The sequence below is a fragment of the Paenirhodobacter sp. CAU 1674 genome (genome assembly GCF_029222945.1).
Lineage (GTDB): Bacteria > Pseudomonadota > Alphaproteobacteria > Rhodobacterales > Rhodobacteraceae > Rhodobacter.
On record NZ_JARHUH010000006.1, the window covers coordinates 152966 to 168711 of the forward strand.

The 15746-nt window shown below is 64.9% G+C and carries 13 protein-coding genes; 8 read left to right on the plus strand and 5 right to left on the minus strand.

Annotated elements, in window-relative coordinates:
• Positions 1-64 precede the first annotated feature (64 nt).
• A complete protein-coding gene (locus P2G62_RS10330; RefSeq protein WP_275734817.1) occupies positions 65-1120 on the plus strand; it encodes an alpha/beta fold hydrolase in 1056 nt (351 codons plus the stop codon).
• Here P2G62_RS10330 and P2G62_RS10335 read toward each other — a convergent pair whose 3' ends face one another.
• From P2G62_RS10335 to P2G62_RS10345, 3 genes are read right to left on the minus strand one after another with little or no spacing between them, the layout of a single operon-like run.
• Positions 1121-1717 (minus strand): Smr/MutS family protein, encoded by a 597-nt coding sequence (locus P2G62_RS10335; RefSeq protein WP_275734818.1) that lies wholly within the window; start codon positions 1715-1717, stop codon positions 1121-1123.
• On the minus strand, positions 1714-2586 hold the full coding sequence (locus P2G62_RS10340; protein ID WP_275734819.1) for an MltA domain-containing protein: 873 nt from the start codon (positions 2584-2586) through the stop codon (positions 1714-1716). The genes P2G62_RS10335 and P2G62_RS10340 overlap by 4 nt, the downstream gene beginning before the upstream one ends.
• A gap of 4 nt (positions 2587-2590) precedes the next feature.
• Complete coding sequence (locus P2G62_RS10345; protein ID WP_275734820.1) at positions 2591-3250, minus strand: Tim44/TimA family putative adaptor protein; 660 nt, start codon at positions 3248-3250, stop codon at positions 2591-2593.
• 119 nt (positions 3251-3369) lie between these two features.
• On the opposite strand from P2G62_RS10345, the gene P2G62_RS10350 reads away from it, so the two are divergent.
• From P2G62_RS10350 to P2G62_RS10370, 5 genes are all read left to right on the plus strand, one after another.
• The gene (locus P2G62_RS10350) at positions 3370-3858 is read left to right on the plus strand and encodes an FxsA family protein (protein WP_275734821.1); all 489 of its coding nucleotides are present in this window, start codon (positions 3370-3372) and stop codon (positions 3856-3858) included.
• A gap of 53 nt (positions 3859-3911) precedes the next feature.
• A complete protein-coding gene (gene secB, locus P2G62_RS10355) occupies positions 3912-4412 on the plus strand; it encodes a protein-export chaperone SecB (RefSeq protein WP_275734822.1) in 501 nt (166 codons plus the stop codon).
• A gap of 125 nt (positions 4413-4537) precedes the next feature.
• Positions 4538-5068 (plus strand): isopentenyl-diphosphate Delta-isomerase, encoded by a 531-nt coding sequence (gene idi / locus P2G62_RS10360; protein ID WP_275734939.1) that lies wholly within the window; start codon positions 4538-4540, stop codon positions 5066-5068.
• A 158-nt stretch (positions 5069-5226) separates the two neighbouring features.
• Positions 5227-6987, plus strand: a complete 1761-nt coding sequence (locus tag P2G62_RS10365) for an autotransporter assembly complex family protein (RefSeq protein ID WP_275734823.1) — start codon at positions 5227-5229, stop codon at positions 6985-6987.
• Entirely contained in the window at positions 6987-10568 is a 3582-nt protein-coding gene (locus tag P2G62_RS10370; protein ID WP_275734824.1) for a translocation/assembly module TamB domain-containing protein, read from the plus strand. Before P2G62_RS10365 ends, P2G62_RS10370 begins: the two co-directional genes overlap by 1 nt.
• Here P2G62_RS10370 and P2G62_RS10375 read toward each other — a convergent pair.
• On the minus strand, positions 10562-11452 hold the full coding sequence (locus P2G62_RS10375; RefSeq protein ID WP_275734825.1) for a LysR family transcriptional regulator: 891 nt from the start codon (positions 11450-11452) through the stop codon (positions 10562-10564). The two genes, P2G62_RS10370 and P2G62_RS10375, sit on opposite strands and share 7 nt — an antisense overlap.
• Before the next feature lie 90 nt (positions 11453-11542).
• Between P2G62_RS10375 and P2G62_RS10380 the strand changes: the two genes are divergently transcribed.
• A complete protein-coding gene (locus P2G62_RS10380) occupies positions 11543-12763 on the plus strand; it encodes an acyl-CoA dehydrogenase (protein ID WP_275734826.1) in 1221 nt (406 codons plus the stop codon).
• Positions 12764-12787: 24 nt separating this feature from the next.
• On the opposite strand, the gene P2G62_RS10385 is transcribed toward P2G62_RS10380, so the two are convergent.
• Positions 12788-13621 (minus strand): YihY/virulence factor BrkB family protein, encoded by an 834-nt coding sequence (locus P2G62_RS10385; RefSeq protein WP_275734827.1) that lies wholly within the window; start codon positions 13619-13621, stop codon positions 12788-12790.
• 628 nt (positions 13622-14249) lie between these two features.
• Here P2G62_RS10385 and P2G62_RS10390 point away from each other — a divergent pair.
• Complete coding sequence (locus P2G62_RS10390; protein WP_275734940.1) at positions 14250-15737, plus strand: SulP family inorganic anion transporter; 1488 nt, start codon at positions 14250-14252, stop codon at positions 15735-15737.
• Positions 15738-15746 lie beyond the last annotated feature (9 nt).

Sequence of the window (15746 nt, forward strand, 5' to 3'; positions counted from 1 at the left end):
CGGCGCGATCTGCTTTTTGCTATTCTGCGCATAACCTTGAAGGGGTGCGATGCGCAGGCTTTTGATGATTGCCTTGGTCTTGGTATCTGCCTGTGCGCCGCGCGGGCAGATCGCCTATGCACCGGACCCGACGGTAGAGGCGCGGCCGATTTTCGTAGGCTCGACCCGGGCCGAACTCACGACGAACCCGCCAACCCGGACCGAAACGCTGCGCCTGGCGCGTTATGACGTCACCATACCGCCCGATCGCCAACCTGGCGACATCGTCTATGCCAGTGCCGACCGGCCCGTCGATCCGCAGACGCAGTTTCTGGTCGCGCGATCCGAAAGCTACCCGGATGACCGTGATTTCCGCGCCGACCTGCGCCAGGCGCTTGCCCGCAACAACAACGAGGCGATCGTCTTTGTTCACGGCTTCAACACCACCTTCGCCGAAGGCCTGTATCGGCTGGCGCAGCTGGGGGCCGATTTCGATCTGCCCGGCGTTCTGGTGCACTATGCCTGGCCCTCGCGCGGGCATGTAATGGGCTATGCCTATGACCGCGATTCCGCACTGTTCGCCCGCGACGGGTTTCAGGATCTGCTGGTCGAATTGCGCAAGGCAGGCGCCCGCAGAATCCTGATCGTCGGGCATTCGATGGGGGCCGCGCTTTCCATGGAAACCATGCGCCAGATCGTGATTTCCGGCGATACCGAGACATTATCGCGCGTCTCGGGTGTGGTGCTGATCTCGCCCGATCTGGATGTCGACGTGTTCCGTGCGCAGGCCCACAAGATCGGCGACCTGCCGCAGCCCTTCATCATCTTCACCTCGCAGCGCGACAAGGCACTGTTGCTGGCCGCGCGGCTGAGTGGCGAGCCCTCCCGGCTGGGCAACCTGGAGGATGTGTCGCGCGTCGCCGATCTGCGCGTGACGCTGGTCGATGTCGGTGCTTTCAACACCCGCGAGGGGCACTTCAACGTGGGCAATTCGCCGGCGCTGATTGCGCTGCTGGGCAAGACCGGGCAGATCGCGGCCGTTCTGGAAGGCGAACAGAGGGGGCGCACCGGGCTGATCTCGGGGGTGGTGATTACCGTGCAGAATGCCACCCAGGTAATCCTTGCCCCGATAGAGGGCTGATCAGCGCAGGCGCCGCAGATAGACGTAATAGGCGCCCGATCCGCCATGTTTCAGATGCGCCTGATCGACCCGCATCACCACCGCGCCCAGGGGCGGCAGACGCAGCCACTGCGGCACCTGATGGCGCAATACGCCCTGCCGCTGCGGGATCGGCCCGTCGTCCAGCCCCTTCTTGCCCTTGCCGGTAATCACCAGAACCAGCCGCCGCCCGTTGTCCTGCGCATTCAGGATGAACCGGATCAGTTCGGGATGCGCCTGGGCCAGGGTCATGCCGTGCAGGTCGATCTTGGCCTCGGGCTCCAGTTTGCCGCGGGTCATCGCGCGATGCGCCTTGCGGTCCATCACCACGGGCTGCCGCGCCAGATGTTCGGCAATCGAGGGGGCCAGATCGTGCCGGAAGGCGAAATCCGGGCTGGACTGGCCAATCCTGAAATCCTTCACCTCGGGGCGCGGCACCTTGGGCGCGGGCTTGGACGCTTTCGGATCAGGCTCTGTTTCAGCGGAAACCGGGCGTTTGGGATGAAACGGCGTGGTCGAGGCCGCGACCCGCGACCACAGTTCCCGCTCTTCCTCGGTCAGCTTGCGGCGACGGCTCATGCGCGCCTCCGCAACCAGATCATCCGGCCATGATCGTTGATCGCCCCGGCCTCGGCCCCCGCCTCAGGCCCCGTGCCGCAGAAAATGTCGCCCCGGCCCGGCCCCTTGATGGCCGATCCGATGTCCTGCGCGACCATCAGCCGGGGCGTCCGCCCGGGGCAGTCGGCCCAGACCGGGCTGCCAAGCGGGATCACGTCGGGGTCGACCGCCAGGCTGCGCCCCGCGGTCACCGGCTGCCCCATGGCCCCGATCGGGCCGCTGTCTTCGGGCAGATCAAGCACCTGAAAGAATACGAAAGAGGGGTTGTGGTTCAGCAGATCCTGCACCTGCCCGGGGTTTTCGGCGCACCAGCGGCGGATCACGTCGGGGGTGATCGGCGCTGCCACGCCACGCCGTGCCAGCTCTGCCCCGATCGACCGGTAAGGTTGGCCATTCTTTGCGGCAAACCCCAACCGCAGGCTGCCGCCCTCGGCCAGACGCAACCGGACAGAACCCTGAACCTGCGCCAGAAACGCCTCGATCGCGGTTTCGACATAGGCAATTTCGTGCCCGGACAGCAGATCACCCGCAACAATCTCGGCGCGGGCATGCCATGGCTGCGAAAGGTCCAGCCCCGGGGGCGTGCTATAAAGCGGGTGCGAAAACGCCGCGTTGCGCTGGCGCGAGGCGGGCAATTCAGGCTCGTAATATCCGGTGAAATGCGCGGTGCCGGCGGGCACCACCTCGACCGGATCGAAATTTTCTTCGAAAAACGCGCGCGGGTCCGATGGGGCAACCGGCGCATCGGCAGTCAGCGAAAACGCCGCCCAGGCGGCGGCGTGATCATCGGCGCTCCAGCCGTCCAGCTCTGCCCATGATACCGGGCGCACGGGCTCAGCCGCCCGTTGCGACAAGCTGCCAGTTCGGATCGGCACTGCCCATCTTGCGCGCGAAGGTCCAGACGTCGCGTTGCTTGCGCGGGTTGCGCGGATCGCCCTCGACCACATCGCCCGCGGCATCGCGCGCGACCGAGATCAGCTCGGCCCCGAAGCGCACCGTCAATTCCGCCTCTTGCGTGGCCGGATCGAAGGTGGCCTCTTGCAGCGCCAGTTCGCGCAGACCCAGGAATTCGGCCTGCACCTCCAGCCCGCGCGCGACACGCGACTGCACCGCACTGTCGAAGGCGTCATAAACCTCGGGGGCCAGGAACGGGCGCACCTTGTTCAGATCGCCGGTCTCGAACGCCATGACGATCATCTCATAGGCGCCGCGCGCGCCCTGCAGGAAGGTGTTGACGCTGAACGCCGGCTCCACCCGTTTCATCGCAGCCAGCGCAAGCGCCGCATCCGAACCTTCGGGGACATGATCGGTGATGTCCTGATCGGGCCCGCCTTCGATCACCTCGAAGTTGCGGCGCGCGACGGGGGCATCGGCATCGGGGGGCGTCAGCGGCGCCTCATAACCATCCCGCGTGCCCAGCACGCTTTTGAGGCGCAAAATCAGGAACACCGCAATCCCGGCAAGAACGATCAGCTGAATAACGGCATTGGACATCGGGGACCCTTGAAAGACGGCTGGCTTGGTATTTCGTTGCACTCCACTTATGTAAGTCACCGGCGCAATCAAGTCCACCTGCGCGCCTGGAGTTAGAAAGACCCTGGGAGGGGCCGTAAATGTGGATTTTTCTGGCCTTTCTGGCCGTGCCGATGATCGAAATCGGGCTGTTCATCCAGGTTGGCGGGCTGATCGGCCTGTGGCCGACGCTGGGTGTCGTGCTGCTGACGGCGGTGATCGGCACTGTGCTGGTGCGCTCGCAAGGGGCGCAGGCGCTGGCCGATTTGCGCACCTCGATGAATGAGATGCGCGACCCAACCGCGCCCCTGGCCCATGGCGCGATGATCGTCTTTGCCGGCGCGCTTTTGCTGACGCCGGGGTTTTTCACGGATGCCTGCGGTCTTGCCCTGCTGATCCCGCAGGTGCGCCGTGCGGTAATCCGCTATGTCGCCGCCCGCGTTCAGGTGACAGGCTTTGCCGCCCAAGGCAGCGCATCCGGCACGGTGTTCACCCAGGATGGCCGCCCCACCATCATTGACGGCGATTTTCAGGAAATAGACCCCGAAAACCTGCCCCCGCGCGGCCCCTCGGGCTGGACCCGGCATTGAGACATGGGGGCCGGGGTGCTAAACCCGTGCCCAAATCGAGTTTGGAGAAACCTATGACCGACGAAACCAACGGGGCCGCTGCCGCGCAGCCGCAGATGAAAATGAACATCCTCGCGCAGTTCGTGCGCGATATGTCGTTCGAAAACGCGGTGGCGCAGAAGGGCCTGCAATCGGCCGATGTGCAGCCCGAAATGCAGGTGCAGGTGAGTCTGGACGCCCGCAAGCGCCCGCAGGAACACCAGTATGAGGTGATCACCAAATTCAAGGTGACCGCAACGAACAAGGCGACGAATTCGCCGCTTTACCTGCTTGAAGTCGATTACGGCGGGATCTTCCACATCGAAGGCATCCCGGAAGAGCAGATGCACCCCTTCCTGCTGATCGAATGCCCGCGTCAGCTGTTCCCCTTCGTGCGCCGTATCGTTTCGGACGTGACCCGCGACGGCGGTTTCCCGCCCTTCAACCTCGACATGGTTGATTTCGTCGCCCTTTACCGCGCCGAGCTGGCCCGCCGCGCCGAAAGCCAGCGGCCCGCGGATGCGCCCGTTTCCTGAGCATTTGCCCGCATCCTGCCAGCGCGGGGCGCGGCAAGCTGCCTCAGGGACAAGGTGACCACATGACATTGGACGCCGCCGTGCAACATGCTACGGCGGCGTCTTCGGTTTTCGGTTCGGGTTACATGAACGATCAGATCCCCGCTTGGGTCGGCGACAAGCTGACCCCGATGGACAAGATGGAGGTCCATCGCCAAGGGCTCCGCCACAAGGCGGTGTCGATTTTTGTCGTGGACGGCGAAAAAGTGCTGATCCAGCGCCGGGCCTTGGGCAAATACCACTCGCCCGGCCTGTGGTCGAACACCTGCTGCACCCATCCGCACTGGAACGAACGCCCCGAGGAATGCGCCGTGCGCCGCCTGCGCGAGGAATTGGGGATTTCCGGGCTTTACCCGGCACATGCAGATCGGCTCGAATATCGTGCTGATGTCGGTCAAGGGCTGATCGAACACGAGGTGGTCGATATCTATCTGGCCTATGCCCGGCCCGACATGCCGCTGGCCCCGGACCCGTCCGAAGTGGATGCCGTGCGCTGGATCGGGCTTTACGATCTGGCCGCCGAGGTGCGCCGCCACCCCGAGAGGTTCTCGCGCTGGCTGGCGATCTATCTGTCAAGCCACATGGACCGCATCTTCGGCGCACTCCTGCGCAGCTGAGCCGGCAGACCGCGATCACTTTTCCGCCGAGCGAACCGAAAACCCGACCAATGCGGTCCGTCCCCACTGGAATTCCCGGCATAATGCTGCGACTTTGGCCGGGATTAGGGCGAGGTGGTTTGGTGCGGGTAATCGGGACAATCTGCGGTGGGCTCGTCATGGCCGTGGCCATGGCGCAATCGCTTGTGGCCCTTGATTTCAGTTTCGAAACCCCCGGCGCCAGCGAGGATCTGCGCGCGATCCTGCGCGGCGCTTCGCTGACGCGCGAGGCCAGCCAGGCCAAAACCCCGGATGCGCAGGATCTGTTCGCCTCGGCCCGCGCCGATTACGCCCGCCTTCTGGGCGCGCTTTACGATCAGGGCTATTATTCGGGGCGCATTTCGATCCGTGTCGACGGGCGCGAAGCGGCGGCGATTGCGCCAATGGATGCCCCCGACACGATCAACGCGATCCGTGTCACGATCGAGCCGGGCCCGCAGTTCCACTTCGGCGTGGCCGAGATTGCGCCGCTTGCGCGCGACACCGAACTGCCGCAGGGCTTTGCCACCGGGGCCAGCGCCCGTTCGGGGCTGATCGTCGAGGCGGCAACCACAGGCGTCGAGGGCTGGCGCAACCAGGGCCACGCCAAGGCCAAGGTCAGCAGCCAGTCGCTGACCGCCGATCATCGCACCCAGATCCTTGATGCTCATATCGGGCTGGCGCCCGGCCCGCAGCTGAGTTTCGGCAAGATGTCGATTGACGGCTATGAACGGCTGCGGCCCAAGCGCCTGGTGGAAATCGCAGGCTTCCCGACCGGCGAACGTTTCGACCCCGCCAAGCTGGAAGAGGTGCGCGCACGGCTGCGGCGCACCGGGATTTTCAGCTCGGTCACCCTGACCGAGGATGAGGCGATCGGCCCGGGAAACACGCTCGACGCCTCGCTGAGTGTGGTCGAGGACAAGACCCGCCGCATTGGCTTCGGTGCCGAACTCGCCAGCCTAGACGGGCTGACGCTGAATGGTTACTGGCTCCATCGCAACCTGTTCCACGGCGGCGAACGGTTCCGCGCAGAGGCCGACGTCAGCGGCATCGGCGGCTCGACCGGCGGGCTGGATTACACGCTGGGCGCACGGCTTGACCGGCCCGCGACCCTGTCCCCGGACACCTCGGCCTATCTTGAAACCGAAATGAGCCGGCTCAATCAGGATGATTACACCGAAGACGCCTTCAGCTTTGGTCTCGGGTTCGATCACATCTTCAACCCGCGGCTGACCGGATCGGCCGGGGTGGAATATGGCTGGTCCAGGGTCGAGGACAGCCTCGGCACCACGATCTTCCGGCAGATCGCCGTGCCGCTCGCCCTGACCTGGGACAACCGCGACACTGTCACCGATGCCACCCGCGGCTATTACGGCAAGGCAACGCTGACCCCCTTCGTGGGGCTTTCGGGCACCGGATCGGGCGCACAGATGACGGGGGATTTTCGCGCCTACCGGGGCTTTGGCGCCGAGGATCGCTTCGTTCTGGCGGGGCGGCTGCAATTGGGCGCGGTCTTCGGGCCCAGTCTCGAAGACACACCGCGCGACTATCTGTTCTATTCGGGTGGCGGCGGCACCGTGCGCGGCCAACCCTATCAGTCGCTGGGCGTCAGCATCCTCAACGGCGGCACCCAGCGCACAGGAGGCACCCAGTTTCTGGGCCTGTCGGGGGAATTGCGCGGGGGCGTGACCGACACGATCGGCCTTGTCGGATTTTACGACGCCGGATTCATCAGCGCCGATGGCCCCTCGGGCACCGTTGACGACTGGCACGCGGGCGCAGGCATCGGGCTGCGGTACAAGACCGGGATCGGCCCGATCCGGCTTGACGTGGCGGCCCCGGTCGGCGGCGACACGGGCGAAGGCGCACAGCTTTATCTTGGGATCGGACAGGCGTTCTGATGCGTAAACATCTGGCCATTCTGCTGTTGTCTCTCTGGCCGCTAGGCGCGCCGGCGCAAGAGGCCGTTCTGCCCGAGGCGATCGCACCCGAACAGACGGCGCGTGACCGATCCTATCTGACCGGGCTGATCGAGGACAATCTGTCCGGCGCGGGGCGCACGATCCTGCTTGAAGGCTTCGCGGGGGCCCTGTCCTCGCGTGCCACTTTCACCTCACTGACCATCGCCGATGATCAGGGCGTCTGGCTGACGATCCGCGATGGCACTCTGGCGTGGAATCGCAGCGCGATCCTGAGGGGGCAGATCCAGATCGACGAACTGACCGCCGCCGAGATCGACCTGCCGCGGCTGCCCGTCGGCACCGCTTCGGATGGTGTCACGCCCGAAGTCAAACCCTTTGCCCTGCCCGATTTGCCGGTTTCCGTCGACATCGGCACGATCAGCGCCAGGAAGGTGACGCTGGGCGCGCCGCTGCTGGGCGAAGCGGTCACGCTGTCGCTGGATGGCAAGATGCAGCTTGCCGATGGCGAGGGGCAGGCACGGCTGAACATCACCCGCACCGACGGCAAGAAGGGCACGGTCGCGCTGGAAGGGTCTTATGGCAACGTCTCGCGGCAATTGGCGCTGGATCTGCTGGTCGAAGAGGGCAAGGACGGGATCGCCGCGCGGATGATCGGCCTGCCCGGGCAGCCCGCGATCACGCTGGCCGTGGCCGGTGCGGGGCCGATAGACGATTTCATCGCCGGCATCGCACTGAGCAGCGACGCGCAACCGCGACTGACCGGCGAGGTCGGCGTGAAGGCGGTCACCGACCCGAAGGCGCCTGCGGGCACCCGCCCCGAGCGACAGTTCCACGCCACGCTCAAGGGCGACATCGCGCCGCTTCTTCCGGCCGAATATCGTGGCTTCTTCGGCGATCAGGTCGCGCTGGAAGCCACGGGCGCACGCAAGCCGAGCGGCGCAACCAGCCTGTCGGACCTGCGCATCGACAGCGAGGCGCTCAAAGTCAGTGGCGCGCTCGAACTTCTGCCTTCAGGGCTGCCCGAACGGTTCGATCTGAGCGCCAAGGTCGGCTTGCCGAATGGTGAAGAGGTGCTTTTGCCGCTGTCGGGCGACAAGACCTGGCTGCGGGCGGGCACGCTGACGCTGGGCTATGACAAGGCCAGATCCGAAGGCTGGACGCTGGACGCGCACCTGACCCAACTACGCCGCCCCGAGGCCGAGATGCTGAGCCTGCGACTTGCCGGATCGGGCCGGATCGGCACCCCTTCGGGGCAGGCCCCGACGGTGGGTGGCACGCTCAGCCTGACCGCCAGCGGCGTTAAAATGCTTGATCCGGGGCTGGATGCCGCCGTGGGTCCGTTCCTTACCGGCAAGACGGTGTTTTTCTGGCAGCAGGGCGCGCCGTTGCGCCTACCCAAGCTGCAGGCGATTGGCCGCACCTATGGGCTTGATGGCACCCTGACCATCGCCGAGCCGGACAAGGGCGTGACGGTCTCGGGCAAGGTCGATCTGCGGCACTCGGATCTGAGCACGCTTTCCGCACTGGCGGGCCGCCCCCTTGACGGTTCAGTGGCGGGGCAGATCAAGGGCGAATATACGGTGCTGACGGGCGCCTTCGACACCGAGGCACAGCTCACCGGGCAGAATATCACACTCGGTCAGCCCGAACTCGATGCCGCGTTGGCCGGGCAATCGCAGATTTCGCTGTCCGCCAAACGCGACGAAACCGGCGTCACCCTGCGGGCGCTGAACGCCACGGCAAAGGCCTTGGTCGCGCAGGCCTCGGGTACGCTGAACAGCGGCGCCAGCGATCTGCGGGCGACGGCGCAACTGCCCAATCTGGCCATTCTGGGCGGCGGGCTGCGCGGCAAGATCGACGCCAGCGCACAGCTGACCGAAGCCGATGGCGCGCAGTTGATTTCGGTCACGGCCACCGGCACCGGGCTGGGCACCGCGCAACCGGAACTGAACCGGATTCTGGCGGGACAGAGCCTGCTGGAGTTGAACGCCGAGAACCGCGATGGCCGTATCCGGCTCCAGAAGCTGAGCCTGAAGAACCCGCAGGTCACAGCCGAAGCGCAGGGTGTCATCGAAGATGCGCTGCGGCGGATCACCCTGTCGGCGCGGCTGGCCAATGCGGCCTTGCTAGCCCCCGGCTTCCCTGGGCCCGTCACGCTGGACGGCACCGTGACAGACGACGGCACGGCCTATGCGGTGGATCTGGCGGGCAGTGGGCCGGGCAACAGCCGCGCCACCGTGAAAGGCCAGGTCGCGCTGGATTTCGCCAGCACCGATCTGGCGATCTCGGGCAGCACCGAAACCGCACTGATCAACCCGTTCATCGCGCCGCGCGCGGTGTCGGGCCCGCTGAATTTCGATCTGCGGATGCAGGGCAAACCCGGGCTGTCTGCGCTGTCGGGTCAGGTGCAGGCCAATGGCGCGCGGCTGATCGCGCCGACGCTGAACATGACGCTCGAAGATCTGGCGGTGCGTGCCGATCTGGCGGGCGGACGCGCGCAGATTTCCACCACCGGGCGGTTGGGCAGCGGCGGACAGCTGAGCGTGACCGGGCCTGTCTCGCTCAATGCGCCTTATGCCGGAGACCTGCGTGTGGTGCTGGATCGCGCCCGGCTGCGCGACCCGGAACTGTATGACACCCGGCTTTCAGGCGCGATTTCGGTCAACGGGCCGCTGACGGGCGGTGCGCAGATTTCCGGCGATCTGGTGCTGGACGATACCGAACTGCGCGTGCCCTCGACCGGCCTTGGCGGAATCGCCGCGATCCCCGACATCGACCACCGCAACGAACCCGCCGCTGTGCGCGAAACCCGGGCGCGGGCGGGGCTTTTGGCCGAAACAGAGACGAAATCCGGCAGCGGCAAGGCATTTCCGCTGGACGTCACCGTGTCCGCCCCGCGGCAGATCTTCGTGCGCGGGCGCGGGCTTGATGCTGAACTGGGCGGCAGCCTGCGGCTCGGCGGCACCACCAATGACATCGTGCCGATCGGCGAATTCAACCTGATCCGGGGGCGGCTGGATGTGCTCGGCAAGCGCTTCACCCTGAACGAAGGGCAGGTCGCCCTGCAGGGCGCGATGGTGCCCTGGATCCTGTTCAGCGCCACGACCGAACAAGGGGATTACACCATCACCCTGACGCTGGAAGGCGAGGCATCGGAACCGGCACTGAACATCACCTCATCCCCCGAATTGCCCGAAGAAGAGGTGCTGGCCCGGCTGCTGTTCGACCGCGGCCTGACCACGCTATCCCCGCTGCAAGCGGCACAGCTGGCCTCGGCCGTGGCAACGCTGGCCGGCAAGGGCGGCGAGGGCATTGTGGCCAAGCTGCGCAGCGGGATCGGCCTGGACGATCTGGACATCGGCACCGACGCCGAGGGCAACGCCACATTGCGCGCGGGCAAATACCTGTCGGAAAACCTTTATTCCGACGTGGCGGTCGATAGCAGCGGCAAGACCGAGATCAACCTGAACCTCGACATCACGCCAAACCTGACCGCGCGCGGATCGGTCGGATCGGATGGCAACAGCGGAATCGGGGTCTTCTTCGAAAGGGACTACTGAGCCGCCGCCTGCGCGATCCAGTCGCGAAACGCCACCAGCGCGGGCGATAGGGGCACGTCCTCGGGCCAGACCAGTTCGTAACGTCCGACGCCTGACACCACGTCGCCAGGGGTGCGCACCAGCCGCCCTTCGGCGATCTCTGGCAGGGCCAGAAACTCGGGCAGCAGGGCGACGCCTACACCATGCACGGCGGCCTGCATCATCGGCGCGAACTGATCGAACATCATGCCTTGCAGATGGGGGGCTTCCAGCCGGTGATGGGCGAACCATGCCCCCCAGGCATTTGGACGCGATTCCAGCTGTAACAGAGACTGATTTTGTACGTCTTCGGGGTTCTGCATCGGGTTCGCCGCAGCGAATTCGGGCGAGCAGGTGGCGACCACGCGTTCCTCGAACAGGGGCAGATGCGCCGCCCCGGGCCAGCTGCGCGTGCCGAAATGAATGGCGGCATCAAACGGCTCGGTCGCGAAGTCGAAGGGCCGCATCCGGGTGCCCAGATTGAGCGTCACACCCGGGTTCGCATCCAGAAACCCCGCCAACCGCGGCGCCAGCCAGCGCGTGCCGAAGGTGGGCAGGATCGCCAGCCGCAGCACCCCGCCGCCCGGATTGGCCCGCAGCCCCAGCGAGGCCCGCGCGATCAGATCCAGCGCCTTGCGCACATCGCGCGCGTAGGCCAGCGCGGGTTCGGTCGGTTTCAGCCGCCGCCCTTCGCGCCGAAACAGATCCACGCCCAGTTGCCCTTCGAGGTTTTGCACCAGACGACTGACCGCGCCTTGTGTCAGGTTCAGTTCACGCGCGGCGGCGGCGGTCGAGCCCAGACGCACGACCGCCTCGAAGGCGGCCAGCAGGGAAACCGAAGGGATGTAGCGCCGTTGCAGGCTCATATATGTGTTCCATGCATATTATTTGGCCAGAATAACGGTGGATTGCACGAATAAACAGGCCCATAAAGCATCAAACCAAGGAGATTGCCGATGACCCTGCCCCCGAGCCTGAAAGCCAAGGACGCCCCCGACCTGTCGCGTTTCGACTGGGAAGATCCGTTCCGTCTGGACCTGCAACTGACCGAAGAAGAGCGGATGCTGCGCGATGCCGCCCGCGCCTATGCGCAGGAAAAGCTGCAACCGCGTGTGATCCGGGCCTTTGCCGAGGAAACCACCGATCCAGCGATCTTCCGCGAAATGGGCGAAATGGGCCTGCTGGGCGTGACGATCCCCGAGGAATACGGCGGCATCGGCGCAAGCTATGTTGCCTATGGTCTGGTCGCGCGGGAAATCGAACGCGTCGATTCGGGCTATCGCAGCATGATGTCGGTGCAATCCAGCCTGGTGATGTATCCGATCTATGCCTACGGCAGCGAGGAACAGCGCAAGAAATACCTGCCGAAACTCGCCTCCGGCGAATGGATCGGCTGTTTCGGCCTGACCGAGCCCGACGCGGGTTCCGACCCGGCCAGCATGAAGACCACGGCGAAGAAAACCGCCAATGGCTATGTGCTGAACGGCTCGAAGATGTGGATTTCGAACGCGCCCTTCGCCGATGTCTTCGTCGTCTGGGCGAAATCCGAGGCGCATGGCGGCAAGATCCGCGGTTTCGTGCTCGACAAGGGCATGAAAGGTCTGTCGGCACCGAAGATCGGAGGAAAGCTCTCACTCCGGGCTTCGGTGACCGGCGAGATCGTGATGGACAATGTCGAGGTCGGCGAAGACGCGCTGTTGCCGAATGTCGAGGGGCTGAAAGGGCCGTTTGGCTGTTTGAACCGGGCGCGCTATGGCATCGCCTGGGGCGTGATGGGCGCGGCAGAATTCTGCATGGGGGCCGCGCGGCAATATGGCCTGGACCGCAAACAGTTCAACAAACCGCTGGCCCAGACCCAGCTGTATCAGCTGAAACTGGCGAATATGCTGACCGAAATCAGCCTCGGGCTGCAGGCCTGCCTGCGCGTCGGCCGGTTGATGGACGAGGCCAATGCCGCCCCCGAGATGATCTCGATCATCAAGCGCAACAACTGCGGCAAGGCGCTGGAAGCGGCGCGTCACGCCCGCGACATGCACGGCGGCAACGGCATTTCCGAGGAATTCCAGGTGATCCGTCACATGGTCAACCTGGAAACCGTCAACACCTATGAAGGCACGCATGACGTGCACGCGCTGATTATCGGGCGCGCGATCACCGGGCTTCAGGCGTTCTTCTAAGGGCGTTTTTGGCTGGAATAGAGCCTATTTCTGAACTGGCGGCCGTCGACTGGCCGCCAGTTCCGCATTCAGCGCCGCCCCCAGCAGAACCGAAAATGCGCTGAGATAAAGCCACATCAGCAACGCGATCACAGCCCCGATCGATCCGTAAACCTTGTTGTAGCTGCCGAAGTTGGTCAGGTAATAGGTAAGCGCCAGCGAGGCGATCCCCCAGACCAGCGTCGCCAGCACCGCTCCCAAGGTCAGGATCGGATCGCGCGCCCCCCGCGTATTGGGGCCGTAGCGATACAAAATCCCCAACGCCGACAGCATCAGCAGCAACATCCCGCCCCAGGGCAGCCCCGACAGCAGCCAGCCCGTCAGCGCGTGAAACGGCAGGAAATTCACCGCAATCGGCACCACGACGACGGTCGCCATCGCCAGCAGCATCACCGCGACAAGCGCCAGCGTCATCACATAACCGAACAGAAACGACAGCAGCGTATTGCGCGGGCGGGTGCCGTGAATCACGTCAAGCCCAAGCACCAGCGCCCCCACGCCCGCCCGCGCCGAGAACAGCGCAACAGCGACCGACAGCACCGTTCCCCAACCAATTGTTGTGCGCGGCCCCTGCAAGAGCAACAATATCTGCTCTGTCAGAATCGCAAAGGCCTCGGGTGGAATGAAATCATCCGCGACCGCCAAGTAAGAGCCGATCACCGCCGGATCGGCAAAGGCGCTCCAGATCGCGATGAGCGCCGAAAGGCCGGGGAACACCGCCAGCATCGCATAGAACGCAACCCCTGCCGCGATCAGGCTGATGTTGGTTCTGGCCAGTCTGCCCAGAAATCTCAGACCGAATTTTGCGATATGTTTCACGGGTGCCCCCCTTTTCCTTAGCATCCCGCAACCCGCGCCCGAGCGCAACTTGCCCGCGCAGGGCCGATGTGTTCTGTTTCCGCTAACAGGGGATGAAAATGCGGGCCAAAATCAAACAAAGTGCAGGGGGCCGGGGGGGGATCGGCGTGGGTCTGGCGCCCGGCATGGCGGCGGGGGCGGCAATCGCGCAGTCGCCCTCTTTGCCCCAGCCCCTGACAGAGGCCGATTTCACGCCCCCAGATCGGCTCCGGCAAGACCGAGCCGTTCGAGACCCACACGCCAACGGCATGGCGGTTTGGTCCGGGCATCGCGCGCCACCAGCCCCCACTGCACGGTCGTATCTTCAAAGCGACAGTCCCCCAGACCGCGAAACAACAGGTTGGGTGCAACCCGCAGCCCCGGTCCGGTCGGCAAGAGCGGCTTGAAAACCTGTGGAACCGCTTTGTCTGACAGCGCCACGGGCCGGGAAACCGGCCCGTTTCCTTTCGCGGCTTGGCTTTTTTCGCCTTAACCTGTATCCCGGCCTGCGGCAGACCGGCCCCTTCCCATTCGGGCCGGACATCCAGACAGGAACGATGAAGCAGACCGTTTCGGCCCCTCCCGGAACGGCAAGGGGCAGGACTTGGGCATTTCCTTCGACAGCTACCGCCGCCAGTGGACCGGGAACATCCGGGCCGATGTGCTTTCGGGTCTTGTGGTCGCACTGGCGCTGATCCCCGAGGCGATCGCCTTTTCGATCATCGCTGGCGTCGACCCGAAAGTGGGGCTTTACGCCAGTTTCTCGATCGCGGTGATTACCGCCATCACCGGCGGGCGCCCGGGGATGATTTCGGCGGCAACGGCGGCAACGGCGGTGCTGATGGTCACGCTGGTGCGCGACCACGGGCTGCAATACCTGCTGGCCGCGACCGTCCTGACCGGGCTGCTGCAGATCGGCGCGGGGCTGCTGCGGCTGGGTTTCGTGATGAAATACGTCTCGAAATCGGTGATGACGGGGTTCGTGAACGCGCTGGCCATTCTGATCTTCATGGCGCAATTGCCCGAGCTGGACCCGAGCCGCGTGCCCTTCCTGACCTATCCGTTGGTCGCCGCGGCGCTGGCCATCATCTATCTGTTCCCGCGGATCACCCGCGCGATCCCCTCGCCGCTGGTCACGATCATCGTGCTGACAGCGGCCAGCATCGCCTTCGGCTGGGATGTGCGCACGGTGGGCGATATGGGCGCGCTGCCCGATACGCTGCCGGTGTTCCTGCTGCCCGATGTGCCGCTGAACCTTGAAACGCTGCGGATCATCTTTCCTTATTCGGTGGCGGTGGCGGTGGTCGGCCTGCTGGAAAGCCTGATGACGCAGAACCTGGTGGACGAGCTGACCGACACGCCGTCTGACCGCAATCAGGAATGCATCGGGCAGGGCCTGGCCAATACCGCCACCGGCTTCATCGGTGGCATGGCGGGCTGCGCGATGATCGGGCAGTCGATGATCAACGTGAAATCGGGCGGGCGCGGGCGGTTGTCGACCTTCACCGCGGGGGTGATGCTGCTGGTTTTTTGCGTGATGCTGGGCGACTGGGTCAGCCAGATTCCGATGCCCGCGCTGGTGGCGATCATGATCATGGTCTCGATCGGCACGTTTTCGTGGTCCTCGATCCGCGATCTGCGCAACCATCCCAAATCTTCCTCGGTAGTGATGATCGCGACGGTGGTCACCGTGGTCTGGACGCATAACCTTGGCATCGGGGTTCTGGTGGGGGTTCTGCTGTCGGGCATCTTCTTTGCCGCCAAGATCGCGCAGCTGTTCCGCGTGACTTCGGAACTGTCGCAAGACGGTCGCGCGCGCACCTATTTCATCGAAGGACAGCTGTTTTACGCCTCGGTCGAGGCGTTCATGCGCGCCTTCGATTTCCGCGAGGCGCTGGAGCGCGTGACGATCGACGTCAGCCGCGCGCACATCTGGGACATTTCCTCGATTGCGGCGTTGGACATGGCGGTGTTGAAATTCCGGCGCGATGGCGCCGAAGTCGCGGTTGTCGGGCTGAATGAGGCTTCCGAAACGCTGGTAGACAAGCTAGCGATACACGACAAACCCGGCGCCGCCGACAAGCTGCTGGCGCATTGAGAGGACGGA